This is a genomic window from Priestia sp. RMT2NF4 (assembly GCF_047872835.1).
Classification (GTDB): domain Bacteria; phylum Bacillota; class Bacilli; order Bacillales; family Bacillaceae_H; genus Priestia; species Priestia zanthoxyli.
This window is the reverse complement of the sequence record NZ_JBLQZO010000008.1, coordinates 39,428-62,211: the sequence shown is the minus strand read 5'-3', so window position 1 is coordinate 62,211 and position 22,784 is coordinate 39,428. Positions and strand designations below refer to the sequence as shown.

At 37.5% G+C, this 22,784-nt stretch carries 22 protein-coding genes; 7 read left to right on the top strand and 15 right to left on the bottom strand.

Annotation, left to right across the window (positions count from 1 at the left end; genetic code table 11):
* Positions 1-7: 7 nt before the first annotated feature.
* The 9 genes from glpK to ACMX9J_RS23750 form a co-directional block, all read right to left on the bottom strand.
* A complete protein-coding gene (gene glpK, locus ACMX9J_RS23790; protein WP_033580665.1) occupies positions 8-1,498 on the bottom strand; it encodes a glycerol kinase GlpK in 1,491 nt (496 codons plus the stop codon).
* A 67-nt stretch (positions 1,499-1,565) separates the two neighbouring features.
* Positions 1,566-2,393, bottom strand: coding sequence for an MIP/aquaporin family protein (locus ACMX9J_RS23785; protein WP_033580666.1), 828 nt, complete (start codon positions 2,391-2,393; stop codon positions 1,566-1,568).
* Positions 2,394-2,570: 177 nt separating this feature from the next.
* Positions 2,571-3,125, bottom strand: a complete 555-nt coding sequence (locus ACMX9J_RS23780) for a glycerol-3-phosphate responsive antiterminator (protein ID WP_033580667.1) — start codon at positions 3,123-3,125, stop codon at positions 2,571-2,573.
* A 113-nt stretch (positions 3,126-3,238) separates the two neighbouring features.
* Complete coding sequence (locus ACMX9J_RS23775) at positions 3,239-4,777, bottom strand: carbon-nitrogen hydrolase family protein (protein ID WP_013055260.1); 1,539 nt, start codon at positions 4,775-4,777, stop codon at positions 3,239-3,241.
* 360 nt (positions 4,778-5,137) lie between these two features.
* Positions 5,138-5,908: a L,D-transpeptidase gene (locus ACMX9J_RS23770; protein ID WP_033580668.1), complete on the bottom strand. Its 771-nt coding sequence runs from the start codon at positions 5,906-5,908 to the stop codon at positions 5,138-5,140.
* Positions 5,909-6,097: 189 nt separating this feature from the next.
* A complete protein-coding gene (locus ACMX9J_RS23765; protein WP_033580669.1) occupies positions 6,098-6,892 on the bottom strand; it encodes a SurA N-terminal domain-containing protein in 795 nt (264 codons plus the stop codon).
* 259 nt (positions 6,893-7,151) lie between these two features.
* The gene (locus ACMX9J_RS23760) at positions 7,152-8,144 is read right to left on the bottom strand and encodes a Gfo/Idh/MocA family protein (RefSeq protein ID WP_028412595.1); all 993 of its coding nucleotides are present in this window, start codon (positions 8,142-8,144) and stop codon (positions 7,152-7,154) included.
* Positions 8,145-8,312: 168 nt separating this feature from the next.
* Positions 8,313-8,540 (bottom strand): hypothetical protein, encoded by a 228-nt coding sequence (locus ACMX9J_RS23755; protein WP_047751692.1) that lies wholly within the window; start codon positions 8,538-8,540, stop codon positions 8,313-8,315.
* A gap of 30 nt (positions 8,541-8,570) precedes the next feature.
* Positions 8,571-8,963, bottom strand: coding sequence for a YhcU family protein (locus ACMX9J_RS23750; protein WP_013081630.1), 393 nt, complete (start codon positions 8,961-8,963; stop codon positions 8,571-8,573).
* Between the two features lie 155 nt (positions 8,964-9,118).
* Between ACMX9J_RS23750 and ACMX9J_RS23745 the strand changes: the two genes are divergently transcribed.
* Entirely contained in the window at positions 9,119-10,030 is a 912-nt protein-coding gene (locus tag ACMX9J_RS23745) for an RluA family pseudouridine synthase (protein WP_047751693.1), read from the top strand.
* A 37-nt stretch (positions 10,031-10,067) separates the two neighbouring features.
* Here ACMX9J_RS23745 and ACMX9J_RS23740 read toward each other — a convergent pair whose 3' ends face one another.
* Together ACMX9J_RS23740 and ACMX9J_RS23735 are read right to left on the bottom strand one after the other, a co-directional pair.
* Positions 10,068-12,086 carry a methyl-accepting chemotaxis protein gene (locus tag ACMX9J_RS23740; protein ID WP_416226273.1) on the bottom strand — a complete coding sequence of 673 codons (2,019 nt, stop codon included), beginning with the start codon at positions 12,084-12,086 and terminating at the stop codon, positions 10,068-10,070.
* Between the two features lie 141 nt (positions 12,087-12,227).
* Complete coding sequence (locus ACMX9J_RS23735; RefSeq protein ID WP_028414323.1) at positions 12,228-13,103, bottom strand: cation diffusion facilitator family transporter; 876 nt, start codon at positions 13,101-13,103, stop codon at positions 12,228-12,230.
* A 332-nt stretch (positions 13,104-13,435) separates the two neighbouring features.
* On the opposite strand from ACMX9J_RS23735, the gene ACMX9J_RS23730 reads away from it, so the two are divergent.
* Both ACMX9J_RS23730 and ACMX9J_RS23725 read left to right on the top strand, forming a co-directional pair.
* Positions 13,436-14,392, top strand: a complete 957-nt coding sequence (locus tag ACMX9J_RS23730; RefSeq protein ID WP_416226272.1) for an L-lactate dehydrogenase — start codon at positions 13,436-13,438, stop codon at positions 14,390-14,392.
* Positions 14,393-14,454: 62 nt separating this feature from the next.
* Positions 14,455-16,035, top strand: coding sequence for a lactate permease LctP family transporter (locus ACMX9J_RS23725; RefSeq protein ID WP_416226271.1), 1,581 nt, complete (start codon positions 14,455-14,457; stop codon positions 16,033-16,035).
* Between the two features lie 97 nt (positions 16,036-16,132).
* Here the strand turns inward: ACMX9J_RS23725 and ACMX9J_RS23720 are convergent, their stop codons facing one another.
* Complete coding sequence (locus ACMX9J_RS23720) at positions 16,133-17,125, bottom strand: zinc-binding dehydrogenase (protein WP_154974264.1); 993 nt, start codon at positions 17,123-17,125, stop codon at positions 16,133-16,135.
* A gap of 414 nt (positions 17,126-17,539) precedes the next feature.
* Here ACMX9J_RS23720 and ACMX9J_RS23715 point away from each other — a divergent pair, with 414 nt between their 5' ends.
* A complete protein-coding gene (locus ACMX9J_RS23715; protein WP_033580675.1) occupies positions 17,540-18,070 on the top strand; it encodes an IseA DL-endopeptidase inhibitor family protein in 531 nt (176 codons plus the stop codon).
* Positions 18,071-18,410: 340 nt separating this feature from the next.
* On the opposite strand, the gene ACMX9J_RS23710 is transcribed toward ACMX9J_RS23715, so the two are convergent.
* The gene (locus tag ACMX9J_RS23710) at positions 18,411-18,680 is read right to left on the bottom strand and encodes a hypothetical protein (protein WP_028414328.1); all 270 of its coding nucleotides are present in this window, start codon (positions 18,678-18,680) and stop codon (positions 18,411-18,413) included.
* Positions 18,681-18,807: 127 nt separating this feature from the next.
* Here ACMX9J_RS23710 and ACMX9J_RS23705 point away from each other — a divergent pair, with 127 nt between their 5' ends.
* Positions 18,808-19,950: an AI-2E family transporter gene (locus ACMX9J_RS23705; protein WP_013081622.1), complete on the top strand. Its 1,143-nt coding sequence runs from the start codon at positions 18,808-18,810 to the stop codon at positions 19,948-19,950.
* A gap of 35 nt (positions 19,951-19,985) precedes the next feature.
* Here the strand turns inward: ACMX9J_RS23705 and ACMX9J_RS23700 are convergent, their stop codons facing one another.
* Complete coding sequence (locus ACMX9J_RS23700; RefSeq protein WP_028414329.1) at positions 19,986-20,381, bottom strand: SET domain-containing protein; 396 nt, start codon at positions 20,379-20,381, stop codon at positions 19,986-19,988.
* Between the two features lie 335 nt (positions 20,382-20,716).
* Here ACMX9J_RS23700 and rarD point away from each other — a divergent pair, with 335 nt between their 5' ends.
* Positions 20,717-21,643: an EamA family transporter RarD gene (rarD, locus tag ACMX9J_RS23695; RefSeq protein ID WP_367033225.1), complete on the top strand. Its 927-nt coding sequence runs from the start codon at positions 20,717-20,719 to the stop codon at positions 21,641-21,643.
* A gap of 63 nt (positions 21,644-21,706) precedes the next feature.
* Positions 21,707-22,477, top strand: a complete 771-nt coding sequence (locus tag ACMX9J_RS23690) for a TatD family hydrolase (protein WP_367033226.1) — start codon at positions 21,707-21,709, stop codon at positions 22,475-22,477.
* Positions 22,478-22,509: 32 nt separating this feature from the next.
* On the opposite strand, the gene ACMX9J_RS23685 is transcribed toward ACMX9J_RS23690, so the two are convergent.
* Entirely contained in the window at positions 22,510-22,647 is a 138-nt protein-coding gene (locus ACMX9J_RS23685; RefSeq protein WP_013055244.1) for a lmo0937 family membrane protein, read from the bottom strand.
* Positions 22,648-22,784 lie beyond the last annotated feature (137 nt).

Here is a 22,784-nt window from a genome sequence, read left to right as displayed (position 1 = left end):
CAAATAATTACTTAAAAGCCATTGTTGCATGTACGGCTTTTTTCCAGCCGCTATATAATTCTTCACGTTGTTCTTCTTCCATATTTGGTTCGAAAGATTTTTCCATATTCCACTGCTGCGCAATTTCATCACAATCTTTCCAGTAGCCGACCGCAAGACCCGCTAAATATGCTGCCCCAAGAGCGGTTGTTTCATTCACTTGAGGACGCTCAACAGGAACATCTAACACATCACTTTGGAACTGCATTAAGAAATTATTTTTAACTGCTCCTCCGTCTACACGCAATGTTTTTAATGTAATTCCAGAGTCTGCTTCCATCGCGCTTAATACGTCTCTTGTTTGATAAGCTAATGATTCAAGCGTTGCACGGATAAAGTGTTCTTTTTTTGTACCTCGAGTTAATCCAAACATCGCTCCACGTACATCGCTATCCCAATAAGGTGTTCCAAGTCCTACGAAAGCTGGCACAATATATACGCCGTCTGTAGACTCTACTCGTGTTGCATAGTTTTCAGTTTCAGCCGCATTTTTAAACATTCTCAAACCGTCGCGAAGCCACTGAATAGCAGATCCTGCTACAAAAATACTGCCTTCAAGCGCGTATTCTACTTTGCCGTTGATCCCCCATGCTAATGTAGTTAACAAACCGTGATCCGACTTAACTGCTTTTTCACCCGTATTCATTAACATGAAGCAACCTGTTCCATACGTGTTTTTCGCCATTCCTTTTTCATAGCACGCTTGTCCAAATAAAGCGGCTTGCTGATCCCCTGCTGCTCCAGCAATTGGAATGTTTTGACCAAAGAAATGATAATCTACGGTATGAGCGTATACTTCAGAAGAAGGCTTTACTTCCGGAAGCATAGATTTTGGTACTCCTAAAATATCTAGTAGTTCATCATCCCATTTTAAATCGTAGATATTGAACATAAGCGTGCGAGAGGCATTTGAGTAATCCGTTACATGCGCTTTTCCGCCTGATAACTTCCAAATTAACCATGTATCAATTGTTCCAAATAACAATTCACCGTTTTCTGCTTTTTCTCGTGCACCTTCTACGTTATCTAAAATCCACTTTACTTTCGTTCCAGAGAAGTATGCGTCAATTAATAACCCCGTTTTGTCGCGGAACGTATCGTTTAATCCTTTTGCCTTTAATTCTTCACAAATACCAGACGTTTGACGAGACTGCCATACGATAGCATTATACACGGGTTTTCCTGTTGCTTTTTCCCATACTACGGCTGTTTCACGCTGATTCGTAATCCCAATTGCTTCAATTTGGTCCGCGTGAACGCCTGACTCAGATAAACAAGATGCGATAACAGCAAGGATAGAACCCCAAATTTCACTTGCATTATGCTCTACCCAACCTGGTTTTGGAAAGTACTGCGTAAACTCTTTTTGAGCTACATGCACAACTTCACCTTTTTTATTAAATAACATTGCTCGTGAGCTCGTTGTTCCTTGGTCTAAAGATAAAATAAATTTTTCCATATCAATATCCCCTATTCTCTGTATAGTGTCGTTTCTTTATTGTACATAGTTAGATGGTAAAGCGCATTCATTTTTTCGGTACTACTGCTGATTGAATTTGCGCTGCTTTTTGTTTAGAAACCGCGTAGATAACCGCTAAAACAATCACTGCAATACTTAAGACAATCCATAAGCTGTTAGACATTTTATTTAAGAATGCTGCTTGATAAAAGACTGCGCCAATTGATCCCCCTAATAGAGGCCCCACTACTGGCACCCATGCATATTTCCAGTTCGAGCTGCCTTTACCCGGTATCGGCAAGATAGCATGAGCAATACGAGGTCCTAAATCACGAGCAGGGTTGATAGCATACCCTGTTGTTCCTCCTAATGATAAACCAATACTTACGATTAAAAATCCTACTACTAAAGGATTTAATCCATCTGTAAATTTATTTGCTCCAATTGCTAAAATTCCTACTACTAATACAAATGTTCCAATCGCCTCACTTAAAACGTTTGCAAATGGGTTCGCAATTGCTGGCCCCGTTGCAAATACGCCTAGTTTTGTACCAGCATCTTTTGTTTCTTTCCAGTGTGGAAGATAGTGTAAATAAACAACTGTTGCACCAAGAATCGCTCCAATAAACTGAGCTAAAATGTACATCGGTACTTGCGACCATGGAAAATCACCTGTAATAGCAAGCGCTACTGTTAGCGCTGGGTTTAAGTGTGCTCCACTCATATTACCAACCGCATATGCTGCCATGGCTACTGCCATTCCCCACCCCATTGTGATAACAATCCATCCTGAATTAGCAGCAAACGATTTTTTTAAATTGACGCCCGCACATACACCAGCGCCAAGGATAATTAGTATCATTGTTCCAATTACTTCTCCTAAAAATGCTTGCATATAAATACCTCCCCTTTGTATAAACACGGTTAACATTACAAGAAAATAAGAAAATCCACCATACATCCCCCTAATAAAATCATTAAAAGGCTATACCGTGGATCTCCTATTCTCCCTCACAACTATTAACTTATCTAGAAGTTTACTAGATGATGAAAGCGTTGTCAAACAGTTTTTTTAAGTTGAAATACTCCACAGTTCTCTATTTGATGTTGTAACAGCAGAAGCCCCGGCTCCTAAAGCATTACGAACTTCTTCTTCGGTTCGTATTAAACCTCCGGCTAACACCGGAATGCCTGTTTCAGCTTTGACTTCTTGGATTAAAGTGGGCACAATTCCAGGAAGAAGCTCAATATAATCGGGTTTTACTTTCTTCATTAACTCGTAGCTTTTCTTCAAAGCCGTGCTGTCTAATAAAAAGACCCGTTGAATGGCATAGATTCCTCTTTGTTTAGCTTTTAAAATGACGTTTGTTCTTGTCGAAATAATCCCCGCAGGCTTAAACTCCTGACACAAAAAATCAACCGCATACTCATCGTGCTTTAAGCCATGAATTAAGTCTAAATGAATGATTAGCTTTTTTTCATGCTTATGAACCTCTCTCATAATTCCTTTTAGCATGCCCACTTGATTGTCTAAAAGAACTCCGTACTCGTAATTGCTTACTAAAAAATTTTCCAATTGCTTCATATCTCGAACAGCGGGTAATACCGATTGTCCATGAAAACTCATGTTTTCCCCTCTTTTCCATGGTTAGTCCACAAAATTCATTGTAATAGTTTTTATTATGGCAAAAGTTGAAATAAAAAACACCATGCATTTGCATGATGTTTTTAGAAACTGCGTTATTTTTTATATTTAATATTGTAAACGTCATGGCGTCGATCTTTTAATTGACGAACCGTTCCTGATTGACGCTGGCGACGAAGAATTTCTAAATCTACATCTCCAATAACCACCATTTCAATATTAGGGTTACATTCTCCTACAATACCGTCTCGTGCAAATTCAAAGTCAGACGGTGCAAAAATAGCAGACTGAGCGTACTGAATATCCATATTTTCTGTTTCAGGCAGGTTTCCAACCGTACCTGCGATAACCGTATAAATTTGGTTTTCGATCGCACGAGCCTGAGAGCAGTATCTTACGCGCAGATAGCCTTGACGATCTTCCGTACAGAATGGTGTAAAAATAATATTTGCACCTTTATCTGTAGCAATACGAGCAAGCTCAGGAAATTCAATGTCATAGCAAATTTGGATCGCAATTTTCCCGCAATCTGTATCAAACACTTCAACTTTATCTCCTGGGCTAATTCCCCACCATTTTCTTTCATTAGGTGTAATATGCACTTTGTACTGCTTTTCAATTGTTCCATCTCGGCGGAATAGATAGGCAATATTAAAGATATCTCCATTATCTTCTTCGACGAAGTGGGATCCTCCAATAATATTTACGTTATATTTAACCGCTAAGTTAGTAAATAACTCAATGTACTCTTCCGTATATTCTGCTACGCGCTGAACCGCTTTGCTTGGAATCTTTTCATTCAAGAAAGACATGAGCTGAGTTGTGAAAATTTCCGGGAATACGCAGAAGTCGGCTTTTGCATCATAAGCAACATCTGTATAATATTCTACCTGTGTTGCAAACTCTTCAAATGAATTGATCTGTTTCATCATATACTGAACAACACAAATACGCACTGGGAATGATGTTTTAAAATGGCGTTTTGAACGGCGAACATAATCTACGTTGTTCCATTCCATCAGCGTTGCATACTTATTAGAAGCTAGGTCATCAGGAAGATAACCAGGGTTTATACGCATAAGCGTAAATCCGTTCATTAGCTGAAAAGATAGTACTGGATCATAAATTTTATGATGAATAACTTGCTCTACATACTCTCTAGGCGACATTTCAGCTGAATGCTTATGGTAATTAGGAATTCTTCCTCCGATGATGATACTTTTAAGGTTCAATTCACGTGCTAAATCTTTACGCGCTTCATATAAGCGGCGTCCTATTTTCATGCCGCGATACTTTGGATGAACCATTACTTCAATTCCATACAGATTGTAGCCTTCCGGGTTATGATTTGTAATGTATCCTTCGTCTGTAATATCGTCCCACGTATGCTGATCATCGTACTCATCAAAGTTCACAATCAAGCTTGAACAAGATCCGATAATTTCCCCGTCGTACTCTGCACATATTTGTCCTTCTGGAAAAATGGCCAGATGACTTTCAAGCTGTTCTTTTTTCCACGGATCCATTCCGGGAAATGATAGCTTTTGAAGTGCTAAAATTTCATCTATATCGTCCGGTTTGATGTTACGAATAATCATTTTTTTCTCGAATTTTGATAAGTCTATTGTAGACATACGCTCAAACAACCCTTTCTCTCTCTTCATTAGGCAATTAGTTTCCCTGTTTTTTATTATAATAAACATTATTAAAAATTCAAAAAATGAGGTTGAGACATAACGAAATAAATCCAATCTAAAGACGAAAAAATGGATTAGCTCGTATGGATAGCTTGTGACACCGCTGTTGACTTCCGTGCAAGACTTCGCTTTCCGCGGGCGGCCGCAGGAGTCTTCACCCTCCCATCAACTGCTAGAAGGAACGAAACAGATGAAATCTGCGTTCACCATAATAAAAAAAACGAACCAAGAATCAAAATTCTGATCAATGGTTCGTTTTTCACTTAGGCTAAAATACTTTTGTCCCAGCCTCATTTTCTATTTGCAAATATCTAATTTTATGGATGTTTTTTTATTAGGATAATTTTCAATAAATCCTGGTCCTAAAGAGACTTTAATGCCATCTATTTTATATACATTATAACGTTCACCGCGATTTAACGTACGAATCTTTACCCATTTTCCTTGTTCTTCTTTTAACAAAACCATCGGTGATTGAATCGTTACAAAACCAATTTGGCCTTTTGAGAGCTTTTTCGTTTTACAAAGATTCTGGGCAACTGGAGTACTGCTTATTTTGTATTTATTTTTCATAGCGATTGAATCAAAACTTTGAGAATGAAATTGACCAATAACCACTTTTGTACCGGTTTGAACGCGGTCAAACAGCCAGCGTACCTCTTCATCATACATACGAATGCACCCTGAACTTGCGTAGGTCCCGATAGAACTTGGATTATTATTTCCATGAATAGCGTACGTGGTGCCATACGTTCCGCGCGCATTTAATCCTAGCCAGCGATCACCTAGTGGATTCCTAGGATCTCCTCCCCGAATGTTGTCTTTATAATAAGGCCGGTTTTTAATTTTATTCACAATGCTAAAAGTACCCTCTGGTGTATAACTCATCTGCCTCCCTGTCGCAACTTTGAACGTCTTTACTAATTTTCCTCCATTATAAAAAGCAAGGGTGTTAGTAGATTTATTAATGATAATAAGTTGATTTGACGCCGCAGAAGCATTGCCTGTCAGACCCATCCCTGCGAGTAAAAAAACAAGCCCAACAAAAAAAACAGCCACCTTTTTCATTTATCGACTCCCCCAATTTCTCTTATATCTATATAAGAAAAGTATAGGATGAAAGGCAAACCATCAGAACACTTTTTACCTTATAAGTCAAAATACATTAAAATCTTTCACGCACCCCTTTTTACTGACAAGAAGCAATAAATGTACATAACAAAAAAACGGCCCTTTAAAGGGCCGTTTCATTTGTATTTAAAGCTTCACTTCAACTTTTGCATTTTTCTTAAGTTCTTCAACTTTTTTCTGTAATGCTTCTTGTTTCTTTTGTTGTTCAAGCTGCTGCTTAATTTGAGGCTTTACGTCTTCAAGCTTTGGCATTTGAGATTGTTCTTTACTGCCGCTTGCTTGACTTTGGCTTTGTTTTGCAAATTGATCGTAATAATCTTGAATTTCCTTATCTGTTACTTCAGGTGTTTGGATATCTTTATCTACGTACTGCTGGTATTTAATGCTGTCAGCCAGCTCAGACTTTAATTGTGATTGAGTGATTCCTGCATCTTTTAAAGCCGCTTTGAACTGTTTATCTGTTTTGAACTGCTTTTTCGTTTCTTTTAACTTTTTATTTACTTCTTCATCAGTTGCTTTATAGCCTTTGTTTTCAGCTTCTTGCAATAGCAGCGTTTGACCTACTAAATTGTCAATTGTTTGCTGCTTTACTTGTTTAGCTGCTTCTTTAGAAGTTGGGTCTTGTCCCATTTGTTGGTACTGATTTTGTGATGTAGCCAGGGCTGCATTATATTCTTCACCCGAAACTTTTTTACCGTTTACAACTGCTACGGTTTTCTTTTCATCTACTTTTTGTTTATCTAATTTCTTCTGCATTTCTTTTGCTTGCTTTTCCTGCTTTTCCTGAGCCTCTTTTTGCTTCTCAGTTTGTGCAGTTTTTTGATCATCGTTCTTTGATTGCTTTGCATCATCGTTTGAACCACAAGCTGTTAAAGCTGCAGCAATTAACCCAATGAGCAATGTATACATCAGTTTTCTCATGATTAATCTCCTTTCATAATCCCAAACGATTATTAGCTATTCGAAAAAATCATCTAGGGGGCATTGTATATGATATAGGCGTAAAAAGAAACCATTTAGGCTAATTTTAAACATATGTAATAAGATTGAAACGTTTTGTAATCTTATGAAAGGTAAATGCTTTCGTTTATACGACCTGTCTAATCATAACATTATTTAGTATGATTTACATAATTTGCAGTAAGCTATTCATCGTACATTCTTTTCTTTAAAGCTTTCTTTACATTAAAGATGACAGTATTTGATCACATAATCTCATCGTTTTTACATTGTCGCTCCCACTGGAAAGAGGTTCTTGGTCATTTGTACAACACTCAATAAAATGAGCCATCTCTCCAACAAAACCACGAAGGTAAAGATCTCGATAAGCTCCCGACATCGGTGAAGCAGAAGGTGTAAACACACGATCGTTTTCTTTTAATGATTTCCACGGTAATTCATCAAAAGTCTGGGATTCGTGAATAGTTAATGAATTTATTTCGTCAACAAAAGCAAAGCCATCGTCAAATGTCACTAATAAGTTTTCACTTTCTCGAGACCATGCTGTCATGCCAGTAAAATACAGGCTCCCTACAGTGCCATTGTCAAACTTCAGCGAAATACTATTTGAAATATATTCACCATGATTATTTCTGAACCCTGTCACGTGAACGACTTCGCCGAACAAGTGACGGACGAGATCAACAATATGTATGGCAGCAAGCTTCATAAACTGCTCTTCATCTTTACAAAAAGGGGTACTGTCTACAGCAAATCTTGCTTGAAATGAACGGACACTTCCTAGGCTACCTTCTTCAATTAATTCTTTTAACTTCATATAACAAGGCGCATAGCGCTTCATAAAACCTACCATAACTTTTACGCCAGCTTGCTTAGCAGCATCTGAAATCTCTTTTGCTTCTCTTTCATTCATCCCCAAAGGCTTGTCCACATAAACATTTTGTCCTGCTCGAATGCAATCCAGCACCAAAGCAGGATGATCTTCAGGCTGTGCCACAACCACTACTCCATCGCACTTTTCTTGCTTTAGCATTTTCTTATAATCATCGTACGGCGTACCGCTGCTCCCAAATCGTTGAAGAGCAGTTTTTGATCTTTCGATACTGCGTGTGGAAATTGCTTTAATTTCTGCTCCCGCTTCAATAACAGAGGGGTAAATGTTCGTTGATGCGTGAAAGCCTGCACCGATAAAACATAATTTTGCTTTTGTCATGTTTTCGCTCCTATTTATTTTTTGATGGATTTATACAAGTTTGACCATATCACAAGCTCTTTTTGAATGTCCAATAGAAGTCTGAAATATATGATTAAAAAGAGGCCGGTACAGAACTAAATGAATCCAACCTAAAGACGAACAAATCAGATACATGAACTGAACCGCTTATGACACCGCCGTTGATTTCCATGCAAGGCTTCGCTTTCCGCGGGCGGGCGCTGAGCCTCCTCGTCGCTTGCGCTCCTGCGGGGTCTCATCTGTCCCGCTTTTTCCGCAAGAGTCTTCGCCTTGCCCTTCAATCAACTGCTGGAAGGACGAAACAGATGAAGTTGTATTCACCATAAAAAAAACGAACCACTCATCAAACTTGCTGATCAATAGTTCGTTTTTCACTTAGGCTAAAATACTTTTCTCCCAGCCTCTTTAATTTATGTATGAATTATAAAACGATTCATACGAATACGTAATCAAATTGTTTTCTTTTGCAAAACACTCAATGGAAACAGGAAATAAAAACCCGTATTTTTTTAAAATTGCAATATTTTTTTCGAATTGCTCGCAGTCGCTTTCTTCAATCGGCCGATGTTGAATCGCTTCAATTACGGCAATTATTGTCTGAAGGCTACTAATGACTTGCAATGCTTCATCGAGTAAGCCATTATATAAATGGTCTGTACAATAATCTGGATTTAATAATTCATCAGGATTAAGCTTATCTACAGATACATACCGAGGTAACAAGTCATAGCGAAGCTGTTCAGTCAACTCTTCTATGTAATTCTCCATTTCTGGCGGAGCTGCTTGGGCAATTTTCATGGTTACCCCCCCTTTTTTCTCTTAACTTATGTCTCTTTATTTAGCATAACATAAACATAAAACGAGAACTTCAGGTAGTTATTTCCTCCTAATTATTTACAAGTTCTTTTTAAAGATTAAAGGATATTTACTAGTATGTAAGGAAGGGATTAAATATGAGTATACACGGCCAATGGCTAGAAGATAAAATCGCAAAAAATGATGCAGGGCAAACAATTGAAGATTATTTAAAAACGAAATGGCGTATTCCTAAAAAAACGCTGCATCAGTTTCGGATGAATAAAAATGTGCTTATAAACGGTGAACCTTTACCATGGAGGAACACTCTTAAGGAAAATGATAGAGTGTCACTCCCTTTTTTTGAAGCAGAACCTGATGAAATAACACCTTACAATGTTAATATAGAGATTTTGTTTGAAGATGAACACGTGCTAATTGTAAACAAACCAATAAACCTAAATACTCATCCTTCATCAGAGCAGGACCAAAAAACTCTTTTAAATGCTGTAGCTGCTTATTTTCAAAAAATAGGCCTCAAAACAAAGCCTAGACACGTTCACCGTTTGGACAGCGATACATCAGGTGCTATCTTATTCACGAAGCATTTTGTAGCAAGTTCTGTGTTTGACCAGCTGCTGGCTGAACGTAAAATTAACCGGACTTATGTTGCTCTTGTCCAAGGACTCATGAAACAAGAGCAAGGAATCGTTAATGAACCTATTGGACGCGATCGCCATCACGCTACGAGAAGAAGAGTATCTAGAACGGGACAAGCTGCCAAAACATCTTATCGCGTGTTAAAGCGCAATATGGCAAAAAATGAAACGCTTATTGAACTTTCGCTCGAGACCGGACGCACTCACCAAATACGTGTTCATATGAGTCACATCGGCCATCCATTACTTGGTGATACGCTTTATGGCGGAAAGAGATTAAAAGATCAGCAGCAAGCTTTACATGCCATTAAGCTTTCTTTTATACACCCGTTTACACATCAGCGCGTGTCAGCTGTTGCACCTCCAGATCAGCAGGTTTTTTTACCGTACAGCAACTTGTTTTCCTATTAAATAAAAAAGAGCGCCAATATGTTATTGGCGCTCTTTTTTATTTAATTTTAAATTGACGAATCAAGTTCGCCAATTCTTCACTAATCTCTTGCAAATGTTCAGCCGATTGAGAAACAGTAGAAATAGCTCTAATTTGTTCTTCTGTAGAAGCCGTAATTTCTTCCGTTCCTGCTGCTGATTGCTGTGCAATAGCTGCTATACTTTGAATGGCCGCTACCACGTCTTCCTTATGCTCATCAATGCTGTCCATGCTGCTTGTTACATGTTCGACAGCCGCTGCCACCTGCTCAATGGTAGTAGCAATTTCACGAAAAGCTTGTTCTGTGTCTCCTACCACAAAGTCTTGAGATTTTGAAAGTTCTTCTGTCCGGTTGCATTCTTCACGAGCAGCCGCGACTTCCCCTTGAATCGCTGCAATCGTGTGGCGAACTTGTTCAGTAGCCTGAGAGGACTGTTCAGCAAGTTTTCGTACCTCTTCAGCTACTACCGCAAATCCTTTGCCATGTTCTCCTGCACGAGCTGCTTCAATACTAGCATTTAGTGCAAGTAAATTTGTCTGATCTGAAATGCTATTAATTGTAAAAATAATAGATTCAATTTCTTTCATCTTACTTGTTAACTCTTCCATTACCGTTTGAACACCGTGAATCGTCTGAGATGATTCGGTAGTTTGGTTGCGAAGCAGCTGCATTTGTTTTAAGCCTTTTTCATTGATGGTTACAGCTTCAATCGTCATTTTATTAATCTCGGCGTTTTGTTCAATGACTTCTTCAATTTGTGAAGATAAACTCATCGTTTTGTGATTAGTAGAGTCAGCGTCAGAAGCCTGCTGGGTGGCGCCGCTGGCAATCTCATGGATAGCCCGGCCAATTTCTTCACTGGATGCAGTTGCTTCTTCAGATACAGCACTCAAGTCTTCAACAGACGTTTTTACTGTCTCAACAGACGTCTGAACCGTGCCAATCAATGTTTTCATTTTAGCTACCATATCGTTAAATAAATGAGTAAGTTCACCAATTTCATCTTTTGACTTCGTCTGAACCTGAACTGTTAAATCGCCAGCTGTTACTTTGGCTACTTCGTTTTTCAAGCGGCGAATTGGATTCGTAATGATTCTTGAGAAAAAGATGGTTAACACCACTGATAATAAGATGCCAATTAACGCAATCCAGACAATCACATTCAGTAAATGATGAGCGCTTGAGAGCATTTCATTATAAATAAAGGCGTTTCCTATCTTCCAATTCGTTCCTTCGAGAGTATCATATGCCATCACTCTCTCTTCACCTTGAAAGGTATACTTCATGAAATCTTTATTCCGGTCTGCTTCGTACATTTTTTTCATAAATGGCTGATTCATTAAATTTTTTCCAGCTTCTGTTGGATGAACGAGCGCTGTGCCATTTTGATCAAATAAAAATGCATATCCACCGTGATTTACTTCTGCTTTACCTACAATGTTTTTTAATGCATCTAAGTCTAAATCAGTAGCTATAACGCCCAACACATTTTTAGTATCTGAATCTAAAATAGCCTTTGCAATCGTCACAACCGTCTTTTTCGTTGCTGCATCTTCATATGGATCCGTGTAAATTACTTGATTAGGTAATGCCATTGCTTGTTTGTACCAAACTCTTGAAGTCGGGTCATAACCTGATCCGTACTCTTGCTTAGGAACAGAATACATTCCCTTATTTTTAGTGCCTATGTATTCAAGTGCCAGGTTTGGATATTTTTCTTTAAACTGCGTAAACTCTTTTTGAACCGTATTCCATGTAAAATACGGATTTTTCTCTTGGTTTGTTTGATTTCCTTCCTGCTTAACAAAATTAACAATTACGTCATTTTCACTATACGTCAGCAAAGAACGACTATACATGTCTAAGTACGTATGAATCGTTTCTTTTAACTCTTTCACTTGACTTTGAGACTGAATCTCTACATCTTTTTCTATTTGTGTTTTGGTAAATTGATAAACAGCCCCTGAAACAACTAATAATAAAATAGCTATAAAAATACTAAAAAATACTACGAGCTTTGCACTTAACCTCTTCATTCCCTCACCCTTCTACAAAAATCTTTATATTACTAATAACGGCTTTTCATTTTCATTTTTGAAGAAGTTTTTGTGATTTATTTCAAATTTCTCCAAAAATAAAACCAGCCCATCCTTTCATAACGAAAGAACGTGCTGGTTTTATTTTTGCTTTTCGTATGCATCAGGTTCAATATGAACAAGCGTATCTTTAATCTGATGCTCATCGTTCATCATATGTTCAATTTGATCAGCAATTTCATGGCTTTTAATAACATTTAAATGGGGATCTACTTTAACAGTTACATCAATCACGACTTGATTACCAAGCTTGCGCGCTTTCACATCTTCTACTTCTTTTACACCTTCTACAAGCCCAATGCTTTCTTTGTAGTGCCCTAACTTTTCTTCATCAAATCCGTCCGTTAAGGAGTGAGCCGCTTCTTTAAAAATCTCGATGGCTGTTTTACAAATAATAATTCCCACAGCAAAAGCAGCTACCACGTCCAGCCAGGGCAGGCCGAATTGTGAGCCGAAAATTCCCACAACAGCCCCTATACTCACAAGTGCATCAGACAAATTATCTTTAGCAACCGCATATAAAGACTGGCTATCAAGTTTTTTAGCAAGCTTAATATTATACCGGTAGACACCACCCATAACAGCAGCCGCTCCAAGACCTACCCAAGCAGCCAGTAAATTAGGCGCTTCAGATTTGTCCATAAATAATGACTGACCCGCGTCGACCAATACTTCTAGTCCGATGACCATCATGATAAAAGAAGCAATAAGTGAAGAGATATGTTCCGCTCTGGAATGTCCATAGGGATGATCATTATCGCGAGGTTTTTTAGAGATTTTTAAGCCGACTAAGACGGCAATTGATGCAATAATATCTGTAACATTATTAAGACCGTCGGCTTTTAAAGCAGAGGAAGCGGTGACACCCGCAATAATAAGTTTACATGCTGATAAAAAGATATATGATAAGATACTAACCCAAGCGCCTTTTTGGGCTTGCTCATAGTAGTTCTCCATCCCTTCCACTCCTTTATTCAAAATAAGCAAACTTAGTGTAACAAATGGATTTCGTGTGGGTCTATAGAAACATTATTGGCTGTTAACATACAAATAGAGAATGTTAAACTCTTTAGCTTTCTGCAAAACAAGTTGCCTTTACTCAACACTTTAAACGTTTAAGATCTTTCTAAATGTGGCACTTCATGTAGAAGAACCCTTTTTTAAATCGCCCTGTAAAATTGTTTACTATTTTTTTAAGGGTGTGATTTTTATCACAGCCGAGGGTATTTATTCTTGTTACACTAACATTGTGAAAAACATCACAAAATAAAATTCAAAGGATGATACAAATGAAAACACAATTTACACCAAAGACACGAAAAGTTGCCATTATCGGAACTGGTTTTGTTGGCTCAAGCTACGCTTTTTCAATGGTGAATCAAGGTATTGCCAATGAATTAGTGTTAATCGATATGAACAAAGAAAAAGCAGAAGGCGAAGCACGCGATATCAATCATGGAATGCCATTTGCCACACCGATGAAAATCTGGGCTGGAGATTATAAAGACTGCGCTGATGCTGATTTAGTAGTTATTACAGCGGGCGCTAATCAAGCTCCAGGGGAAACGCGCTTAGATCTAGTTGAAAAAAACGTTAAAATTTTTGAATGCATTGTAAAAGATATTATGAACAGCGGATTTGACGGCATCATTTTAGTGGCAACAAATCCAGTTGATATTCTCGCACACGTTACACAAAAAGTATCAGGATTACCAAACGAACGAGTAATTGGTTCAGGAACGATTCTTGACACAGCTCGCTTCCGCTACTTGTTAAGCGACTATTTCGAAGTAGATTCTCGCAACGTCCACGCTTATATTATGGGGGAACATGGAGATACGGAATTTCCTGTTTGGAGCCACGCGCAAATTGGCGGTGTGAAGCTCGAACATTTTATCAATACTGCTGCTATTGAAAAAGAGCCGGATATGCAGCATCTATTCGAACAAACACGCGATGCGGCTTACCATATTATTAATCGAAAAGGAGCGACTTATTACGGAATTGCGATGGGACTTGTACGCATAACCAAGGCTATTTTAGATGATGAAAATTCTATTTTAACGGTATCTGCTTTATTAGAAGGACAATACGGTATTTCTGATGTGTATATCGGCGTGCCGGCTATCATTAATAAAAACGGCGTGCGCCAAATTATTGAATTGAATTTAACTCCTCACGAACAGCAGCAGCTCGAGCACTCTGCTAGCATTCTTAAGCAAACTCGCGACAGAGCTTTTGTGTAACATCAAAAGATTTTTGCGGGGGACTCCCCCGCTCCCTTGTTTTAAATATGTAGTAGAGGTGTATGAATATGACGTGGACTCAAGTATATAATCCGTTAAATAATATTTGGCTTTCTGCACTAATTGCACTCATCCCCATCATCTTTTTCTTTATTGCTTTAACTCTTTTGAAATTAAAAGGACACATTGCTGCTGGTATTACGGTACTTCTTTCTATGATTATTGCTATTTATTTTTATGATATGCCTGCCTCAATGGTCTTAGGAGCCACAGGCTATGGGTTTTTGTATGCACTTTGGCCCATCAGCTATATTATTATCGGCGCGGTGTTCTTATACAAGCTAACTGTCAAAAGCGGACAGTTTACTACCATTAGGCAATCTATTATTTCAATAACCGATGACCCCCGCTTGCAAATGCTGCTTGTTGCTTTTTCCTTTAATGCTTTTTTAGAAGGAGCAGCAGGATTTGGAGCTCCAATTGCCATTACAGCAGCGCTTCTAGTTGGACTTGGATTCAAACCGTTAAAAGCAGCGGCGCTATGCTTAATTGCTAATACAGCTTCAGGAGCTTTTGGCGCCATGGGGATTCCTGTCATTGTCGCAGGACAAGTATCTGGCATTGATCCAAAAGAAATTGCTCATTTTCTTGGCACGCAGCTTCCGATTATTTCTTTTCTTATCCCTTTTTTACTTGTCTTTATTATGGATGGGATAAAAGGATTAAAAGACGTATGGAAAGCAACGAGCATCACAGCCATTTCCTATGCACTGACGCAGTATTTAACTGTTACATACATCGGCCCTGAACTTCCAAATATCACATCTTCTATTGTGAGTTTGCTTGCTCTTGCTTTTTATATTAAAAGAACAAGCCCGGCAGCAGCTAAAAGCTTCAGCCTGTCACCAAAACAAATTTTAAAGGCTTGGTCTCCTTTTATTCTATTAACGATACTCGTTACGGCTTGGAGCATTTCTTTTGTCAAAACGGCGCTTGAACATCTGAACCTGCTTATTAACGTCCCATTTTTACACAATCACGTAATTAAAGCAGCGCCTTTAGTAAAAGATCCTACGCCTTACGCTGCTGTCTTAAAAATAGACTTATTTGCAGCAACAGGTACGGCAATTCTTATCGCTTGTATCCTTTCAGTTTTCTTGCTTAACGTATCGGCAAAAGTGGCACGGACCACTCTTTTGGAAACCGTAAAAGAACTATCAAGACCTATTATGACGATTATGATGGTCATTGCTTTTGCTTTTATTTCAAATTATTCAGGACAGTCCTCTACACTTGGATTGGCACTCGCTACATCAGCTGCTTATTTTCCATTTTTATCTCCATTTCTTGGCTGGATTGGCGTATTTCTAACGGGGTCTGTCGTATCGAATAATGCGCTGTTCGGCAACTTGCAGCTAACTACTGCTCAGCAAATTAATGTCTTGCCAATTATTCTCGTAGCGGCTAATACTGCCGGCGGCGTAATGGCTAAAATGCTTTCTCCTCAATCAATTGCTGTCGCTGCTGGAGCAGTAGGTTTAGCCGGAAAAGAGGGTGAACTGTTTAAATACACGCTCAAATACAGCATGGGATTTTTGATACTAGGAGGATTTGTTACCTTTTTATTGGCTTGGTGGTTATGATAAAAAACTGCTAAAAATCCTGTTATTACCTTGTTTCTTTCATTTAAACAAACGTTTGATTATATAAAAAAGTCCCCAGTTAGCGCCGGGGATTTTTTTATTCTGAAATAAGTAAACCTATATTGCCAAATTGTTTTCCTTTATCTAATCGTTCGCAAGCTGCAGCTGCCTCTGACAGCGGATAGAATCTATCGACGATTGGTTTAATTTGATGTTTCTCTATAAAATCCATCATGTCCACAAATTCTTCCTGACTTCCCATAGATGTGCCAAGTATATTGAATTGAGGATAAAAAATAGTTCTTAGAGGCAATTCAACTTCATTTCCAGAACTCGCACCAAAATTAACAATTCTTCCATTTGGCTTTAGTATTTCAAAATACGTCGGAAATAAAGCTGCCCCCACACTATCAAGTATGATATCTACTTTTCTATCGTTGATTTCTTCTTTTAGGTTACTTCCACTGTCTAATGCATAATCAGCTCCGTACTCTAGGGCTTGCTTTCTTTTTTCATCACTTCTAGAAGTAACCGTTACGTCAGCTCCGATAGCTTTTGCGAATAACAAGCCATAAGTCGCGACTCCGCTCCCTATACCAGGAATAAGTAGATGTTCTCCTTTTTTTAACTGTCCTTTTGTAAAGAGAGCTCTATACGCAGTTAAAGCTGATAATGAAAGAACTCCCGCTTGTTTCCAAGATAGATAAGGCGGCTTTTGCACAACATTATCCGCTTTTATGATTACATACTCTGCAAACGTTCCATTCGATGGACCACCTAAAATTTTAGGCGTAAACGGAATGTCCTCTATACGATCCCACTCCAGACTTGGATTAATGATCACTTCTATTCCAATTTTTAAACCTTTTACGCCTTCTCCCACTTCTTCTATAATACCTGCACCGTCTGAACCGGGAATAAACGGCTTATCTCCTTTGCCTCGATTATTCATAACAAATAAATCTCTCCGGTTTAAACCTGCTGTTTTTAACCTTACTTTTACTTCTCCTCTTTCAGGGGGCATCTCCTGAAGATCTCTGTAATTCATGCCTGCTATACCGCTTTTCTCACTATGTATAATGACTTTCATGATTTCGCCTCCTCTTAATCTACTCTACTAAAAAGCTCAAAACCGCAAAAGAAATATGCCCAAAAAAAGGAAAATAAACTTTTAAAATCGCTTTTTCACCGTTTTATCTTTATTTTTCTGTATCCTAAAAGTATTCAGCTTCTTTTATTACAGTTTTGTTACAAAAAAGATTATTTGTAACAAAACGAATATAAAATAGAAAAATCGGTTTAAAAATCCTGATAAATCAACATTTATCCGCAATTTATTTACTATATCTACTTCAGAAACTAGTAAAAATCTAAAAAAATTTAAGAAAAAAAGACAAAACACTTTCTTTTATTACAGATTTATTGTAATATAAATGTAACAAAAGAAATATAAAACACATAATTGTTACATAAATAAGGTTAATTAATTAGGAGTGAGTTAGAAATGAAAAAAATTGGACTAGTTTTATCATCAATCGCTATTTTCTTTACACTAAGCACTGGAGTTACAGCACAAACAACATCTTCAACACTAACGGATGCAAATGCTGTCAAAATTGCAGCTAGTGCCAGCAATCATTTCTGGAGTGCTCTGCACGGTTATAAAAACAAACCATGTACAGAACGTACATTTGAATATAAAGGAACTGAGTACGTGTACCTTTGCCCTGAATTTGATACAAAAGCTGAGCTATCAAGCTACTTATCTGAGACATTTACAAATAGTGCAGTAGAAAAAGGATTAACAAATTACGGCTATATCACATATAACGGCAAACTTGCACATCCAATCGGCGACGGATTCAGCATGTTAGAGTGGTCAAAAGCAAAAACAAAGCTTGTGTATCAAACAGCAACAGTTCGCTCTTATGAATTCACAGTTCCAACTGTAGATGGCGGCAGTGTAAAACGAACTGTCACATTCTATAAATCTAATTCTCAGTGGAAAGTAAATAAATTTGACGCTGTTCAATAATAAAAAAAGCAGGCCTGCTTGAGCAGACCTGCTTTTTTCTTTTTGATCGATAACATAAATAAAACTTCTACTTACAGCGCTCTAATAGCTGTAAATAGAAGTTGAGATCACAAGTTTAAGTAAATCAATTTTTGTCGAATCCTGTAGAAACATTGATAAGTTACGTTTTATATTACAGGCTAAACCGCTTGTTGTCAACATGATTTAACAAAAAGATAAATCGACATATACTAAACATATCAAAGACTTTTTGATATCGCAGTTGGCAGACATTATTCTATACATATATCAATGCAAGCAAGAAAGAAGCGCTCTTCATTTCCCATTAAAAATAAAAACATTAGCTTGGATTTTGTTCATGTTCCTTTGGGTTATCATGTACAGGGTGCGCCCCTGGGAATAACCTTTGAGCTTTTTCATGAAGGTTTTTGTTTTCATAATTAAATGCGCTATACGTTCGCTGCCCTTCTTCCCATGAAGTAGATTTCCCCAGTTTTTGATTAACCGGAGAGCCGAAGGGACCGTCTGGAAATTCTTCAGCGGTTATATACTCGTGGCTTTTTTCTACTGTAGAGAAATCACGATACGAGGGCTGTTTGTCTTCTTTCAATGATTTCACCCCTTCTTTCTAGAAGATTTTCTACTAGTATGCACACTTCTTTGTAAAAAACCCTCTTAAATTAGTCTAAATCAGGGTATGATAACTATACATTTACTTTTTAAAGGAGTTGAACAGCTTGGAACCTAGACCTCAGAAAGGAACTTTTTTCCGAGAAAAAATCTTAAATAATAAATTTGTTGTATATACAATTATTATTTTTATTCTCAGCATGACTATTTTTTCGTTATCAAAAATCGGATTTATTTTAATTCCTATCTCTATTTTTATTAAAACAATCGCACTGCCGATTATCTTAGCAGGAATTTGCTTTTATTTATTTAATCCGCTTGTTGACTTTTTAGAACGAAAAGGTGTAAAACGAATTATTTCCATTCTTGTTTTATACATAGTGATTATCGGCGCATTAGCCATTATTATTTCATCGGTTATCCCGCCTCTAAAAAATCAAGTTGACCGTCTTATTGATAATATCCCAGAGCTGACGCATGACGTTCAGCATGCGGTGACGAACCTTTCGAATAACCGATATGTCGAACAGGGTCTTCAGTCGGCTAACACGGACCTAGATAAGATTTCAAAAGATGCATCAAAACACTTGAGTAAATATGTTTCTGGATTTTCAAGCGGTATTGTGAACTTTGTCGGCACCATTACAGAAATTATATTATCGGTTGCCGTTTTACCCTTTATTCTTTTCTACTTATTAAAAGATGGGAAAAACTTACCTAATTACATTGTAAAACTGCTTCCAAACCGCTCTCGTTCTGAAGCTAAATTCATTTTAGCAGACATGAACCACGCATTAAGCGCATATATTCGCGGGCAAATTTTTGTTGCGATTTGTATAGGTGTACTGCTTTTCATTGGCTATCTGATTATTGGGTTAGATTATGCATTACTTCTAGCGATTATCGCCATGGTAACCAATGTTGTCCCTTACCTTGGTCCTATTATCGCCATTATTCCAGCCATTATTATTGCGTTTATTACGTCTCCTTTCATGCTTGTAAAACTGGCCATTGTCTGGGCAGTTGTTCAATTGCTTGAAGGCAAAGTAATCTCTCCACAAATTATGGGAAGAAGCCTGGATATTCACCCGATTACGGTCATTTTTGTCATTCTAACCGCCGGAAACTTATTCGGAATCATCGGTATTATTTTAGCCGTTCCTGGATATGCGGTTTTAAAAGTTATTATTACGCATATTTACCAATTCATCCGTTTGAACTCTACTATGTATCCAGATAAAAAAGCATAATAAAAAGCCCATCGATTTTCGATGGGCTTACCTTTTTACTTTTGTTCTTCTTCATCTTCACGATCAAACCAAAGGAGCTCTTGATCATCTTCATCTCCATTATAGTTGATGAGAATTTCTTCTCCTGCTTGGATATCCGTATATGCATAAAAATCAAAGGTATGATTGTCAAAATTAATTTCATACGTAGCATTGGGTGTATACGAGTGATTAAACAGCATACCGTATCCCAAAAGAATAGCCGTATGATTCACTCCATATTCAAAAGCATAATCCGCTAGTGTTGTTTTCTCAATAAAATCATGCTCTTTATTAGGATAAGCGATAACAGGAGCTTCGTGAATAAGCGTTCCTTTTTTAATATCTTGCTTAGCAAATACACCTCTGTTAAATTCTCCGTCGCTTATCGTAGACATTTTTATTTCGATCATATTCGTCACCTATATATTCTTTCCTCTAAGATTTTCTTCTTCCCTAAGCTTGACAGTTTATAATGGGGAAATCAACTGTTTTTCATAACCACTTGAATATAAGCTGAAGGAACGCTTATCATACGCACTTGTGTAAACACTTACCTTGTTAGAAACACGCAATTTGATTTTATTTTAGACATAGAAAAGCAATGACCTGGCGCATAGCGCTTTTTTGAGCCATTCAACATGTGAAGAATCGTTTTTCTCTGTGATATAATCGTTTATGCTGCTTTTTTATGTTAATCTATGACTTTTATTACTGATTTTATCTTATGTTAGAAAGAAGGTTTCACATGAACTTAAATCACGACAGAGATGGTGTGATATATGCAGTCCTTTCTTATCTTATGTGGGGGCTCACGCCAATTTATTGGAAGCTGGTTCACCACGTAGCACCAGGTGAGATTTTAGCTCAGCGCGTTTTTTGGTCTTTTATTTTTATGCTTATTCTTTTATTGATGACAAAGAAATGGCGTACATACATTACGTTTATAAAAGAAATAGTGAAAAAACCATCCTTATTCTGGTCCCTTTTTACTGCGTCTGTACTTATTAGTGCAAATTGGGGCATTTTTATGTGGGCTGTCATTAATGGAAAAATAGTAGAAGCGAGCCTTGGACAATATATTAATCCCCTAACAAGTGTTTTATTAGGTGTTATTTTCTTAAAAGAGAGATTAAGCGGGGCTCAAATTTTTGCATTTATACTAGCAGGAATCGGCGTCTTAACGCTTAGTCTTCATTATGGTGTGGTTCCTTGGATTTCGCTTAGCTTAGCTGTTACCTTCGGATTATATGGTTTGGCAAAGAAAAAGATTAAAGCTGATTCAACGATTGGATTAACTCTTGAAACGATGGTCATCTCCCCTATTGCATTAGCATACATAGGCTACCTTACGTTTCAATCACACTTGCAGTTTTTTGATTCTTTTTCAACAAGTCTTTTATTAATGGGCAGTGGAGTAGTTACAGCTTTACCACTCCTATTATTCACAAAAAGTGCTAAAAAAGTATCATTATCAATGCTTGGTATTCTTCAATATATTTCACCAACCTTGTCTTTGCTAGCAGGAGTCATTCTATACCATGAAGCGCTAACAAAAGCTCATGTTATTGCTTTTAGTTTTATTTGGTTAGCTCTTATTGTTTATACGTTTGCATCTATTACCAAACGGGGGAACGCAAGTAAAAAGCAAATAAAGAATGAGATGAAAGCCTAGCAGAATTATACATTTTTTTACGTATCATCTCTAAACAAATTGGGGCTGGAAGGAATGGGAATTATGAAACAAATCATTGACTCTCATATTCATCTCGATCAATATGATCAGAAAAGTTGGAAAGACATAATTGATCACGACCCTTCGTTACAAGCTCTTATTTCTGTATCTTCTACTCTACACTCTTGCCAACTTAATCAAAAAATCAGCAAGTTGTATTCCTGCGTGAAACCCGCCTACGGATTTCATCCTGAACAAATGCTGCCTTCTTCAAATGAATTAGCGGAGCTGTTTGCCTGGATTGATCAAAACAATGAAGAAATGATTGCGGTTGGTGAGGTAGGTCTACCTTATTACTTAAGTCAGACATATACTCTTTCTCTAGAGCCCTATTTGGAGCTGCTTGAAGCTTTTATTATTCATTCAAAAAAGTGGGGAAAGCCGTTAATTCTTCATGCTGTATATGAAGATGCTGAGATCGTATGCGACTTACTAGAAAAGCATTCCGTGTCTAAAGCTCACTTCCACTGGTTCAAAGGAGCTAAAAAAACAGTTGAACGAATGACAAACAACGGCTACTATATTTCCGTTACACCCGATATTGTGTATAAGCCTAAAATCCAAGCCCTTGCCACGGATTATCCTCTTGACTACTTGATGGTCGAAACAGATGGTCCGTGGCCATTTGAAGGACCTTTTCAAAACCAGACAACGGTTCCATCAATGATACATCAATCCGTTCAGGAAATAGCACGTCTCAAAAGGGTTTCTGTAACGGAGACATATGATTTTTTATATCGGAATACAGCTCGTTTTTATAATCTCTCCACATAAAAAGCCTTTCCCTAAGGAAAGGCTTTTTATATCTAAATTCGTTTCACAAGTTTTACGATCAGCACAATCACTGCAATGACAAGAAGAATGTGAATGATGCCGCCGCCAATATGAAAAACTAATCCTAATAACCAAAAAATAAATAAAAGTCCAATAATCGTCCACAACATAATTTTTTCTCCTTTTTTTATATGTAGTATTTGTTATAATTTTATATTTCCCTAAATGTGCATAAATAAACGCATTTCATATACATCTTTTCACTAAAGAAGGTTCACATAATGTACAAAAAGCAATAATGTTCTCT

What these genes read in the sequence shown, in the direction of transcription:
- glpK (WP_033580665.1), bottom strand. Translation starts at nt 1,498, where the DNA reads ATGGAAAAATTTATTTTATCTTTAGACCAAGGAACAACGAGCTCACGA.
- ACMX9J_RS23785 (WP_033580666.1), bottom strand. Translation starts at nt 2,393, where the DNA reads ATGCAAGCATTTTTAGGAGAAGTAATTGGAACAATGATACTAATTATC.
- ACMX9J_RS23780 (WP_033580667.1), bottom strand. Translation starts at nt 3,125, where the DNA reads ATGAGTTTTCATGGACAATCGGTATTACCCGCTGTTCGAGATATGAAG.
- ACMX9J_RS23775 (WP_013055260.1), bottom strand. Translation starts at nt 4,777, where the DNA reads ATGTCTACAATAGACTTATCAAAATTCGAGAAAAAAATGATTATTCGT.
- ACMX9J_RS23770 (WP_033580668.1), bottom strand. Translation starts at nt 5,908, where the DNA reads ATGAAAAAGGTGGCTGTTTTTTTTGTTGGGCTTGTTTTTTTACTCGCA.
- ACMX9J_RS23765 (WP_033580669.1), bottom strand. Translation starts at nt 6,892, where the DNA reads ATGAGAAAACTGATGTATACATTGCTCATTGGGTTAATTGCTGCAGCT.
- ACMX9J_RS23760 (WP_028412595.1), bottom strand. Translation starts at nt 8,144, where the DNA reads ATGACAAAAGCAAAATTATGTTTTATCGGTGCAGGCTTTCACGCATCA.
- ACMX9J_RS23750 (WP_013081630.1), bottom strand. Translation starts at nt 8,963, where the DNA reads ATGAAAATTGCCCAAGCAGCTCCGCCAGAAATGGAGAATTACATAGAA.
- ACMX9J_RS23745 (WP_047751693.1), top strand. Translation starts at nt 9,119, where the DNA reads ATGAGTATACACGGCCAATGGCTAGAAGATAAAATCGCAAAAAATGAT.
- ACMX9J_RS23740 (WP_416226273.1), bottom strand. Translation starts at nt 12,086, where the DNA reads ATGAAGAGGTTAAGTGCAAAGCTCGTAGTATTTTTTAGTATTTTTATA.
- ACMX9J_RS23735 (WP_028414323.1), bottom strand. Translation starts at nt 13,103, where the DNA reads ATGGAGAACTACTATGAGCAAGCCCAAAAAGGCGCTTGGGTTAGTATC.
- ACMX9J_RS23730 (WP_416226272.1), top strand. Translation starts at nt 13,436, where the DNA reads ATGAAAACACAATTTACACCAAAGACACGAAAAGTTGCCATTATCGGA.
- ACMX9J_RS23725 (WP_416226271.1), top strand. Translation starts at nt 14,455, where the DNA reads ATGAATATGACGTGGACTCAAGTATATAATCCGTTAAATAATATTTGG.
- ACMX9J_RS23720 (WP_154974264.1), bottom strand. Translation starts at nt 17,125, where the DNA reads ATGAAAGTCATTATACATAGTGAGAAAAGCGGTATAGCAGGCATGAAT.
- ACMX9J_RS23715 (WP_033580675.1), top strand. Translation starts at nt 17,540, where the DNA reads ATGAAAAAAATTGGACTAGTTTTATCATCAATCGCTATTTTCTTTACA.
- ACMX9J_RS23700 (WP_028414329.1), bottom strand. Translation starts at nt 20,381, where the DNA reads ATGATCGAAATAAAAATGTCTACGATAAGCGACGGAGAATTTAACAGA.
- rarD (WP_367033225.1), top strand. Translation starts at nt 20,717, where the DNA reads ATGAACTTAAATCACGACAGAGATGGTGTGATATATGCAGTCCTTTCT.
- ACMX9J_RS23690 (WP_367033226.1), top strand. Translation starts at nt 21,707, where the DNA reads ATGAAACAAATCATTGACTCTCATATTCATCTCGATCAATATGATCAG.
- ACMX9J_RS23685 (WP_013055244.1), bottom strand. Translation starts at nt 22,647, where the DNA reads ATGTTGTGGACGATTATTGGACTTTTATTTATTTTTTGGTTATTAGGA.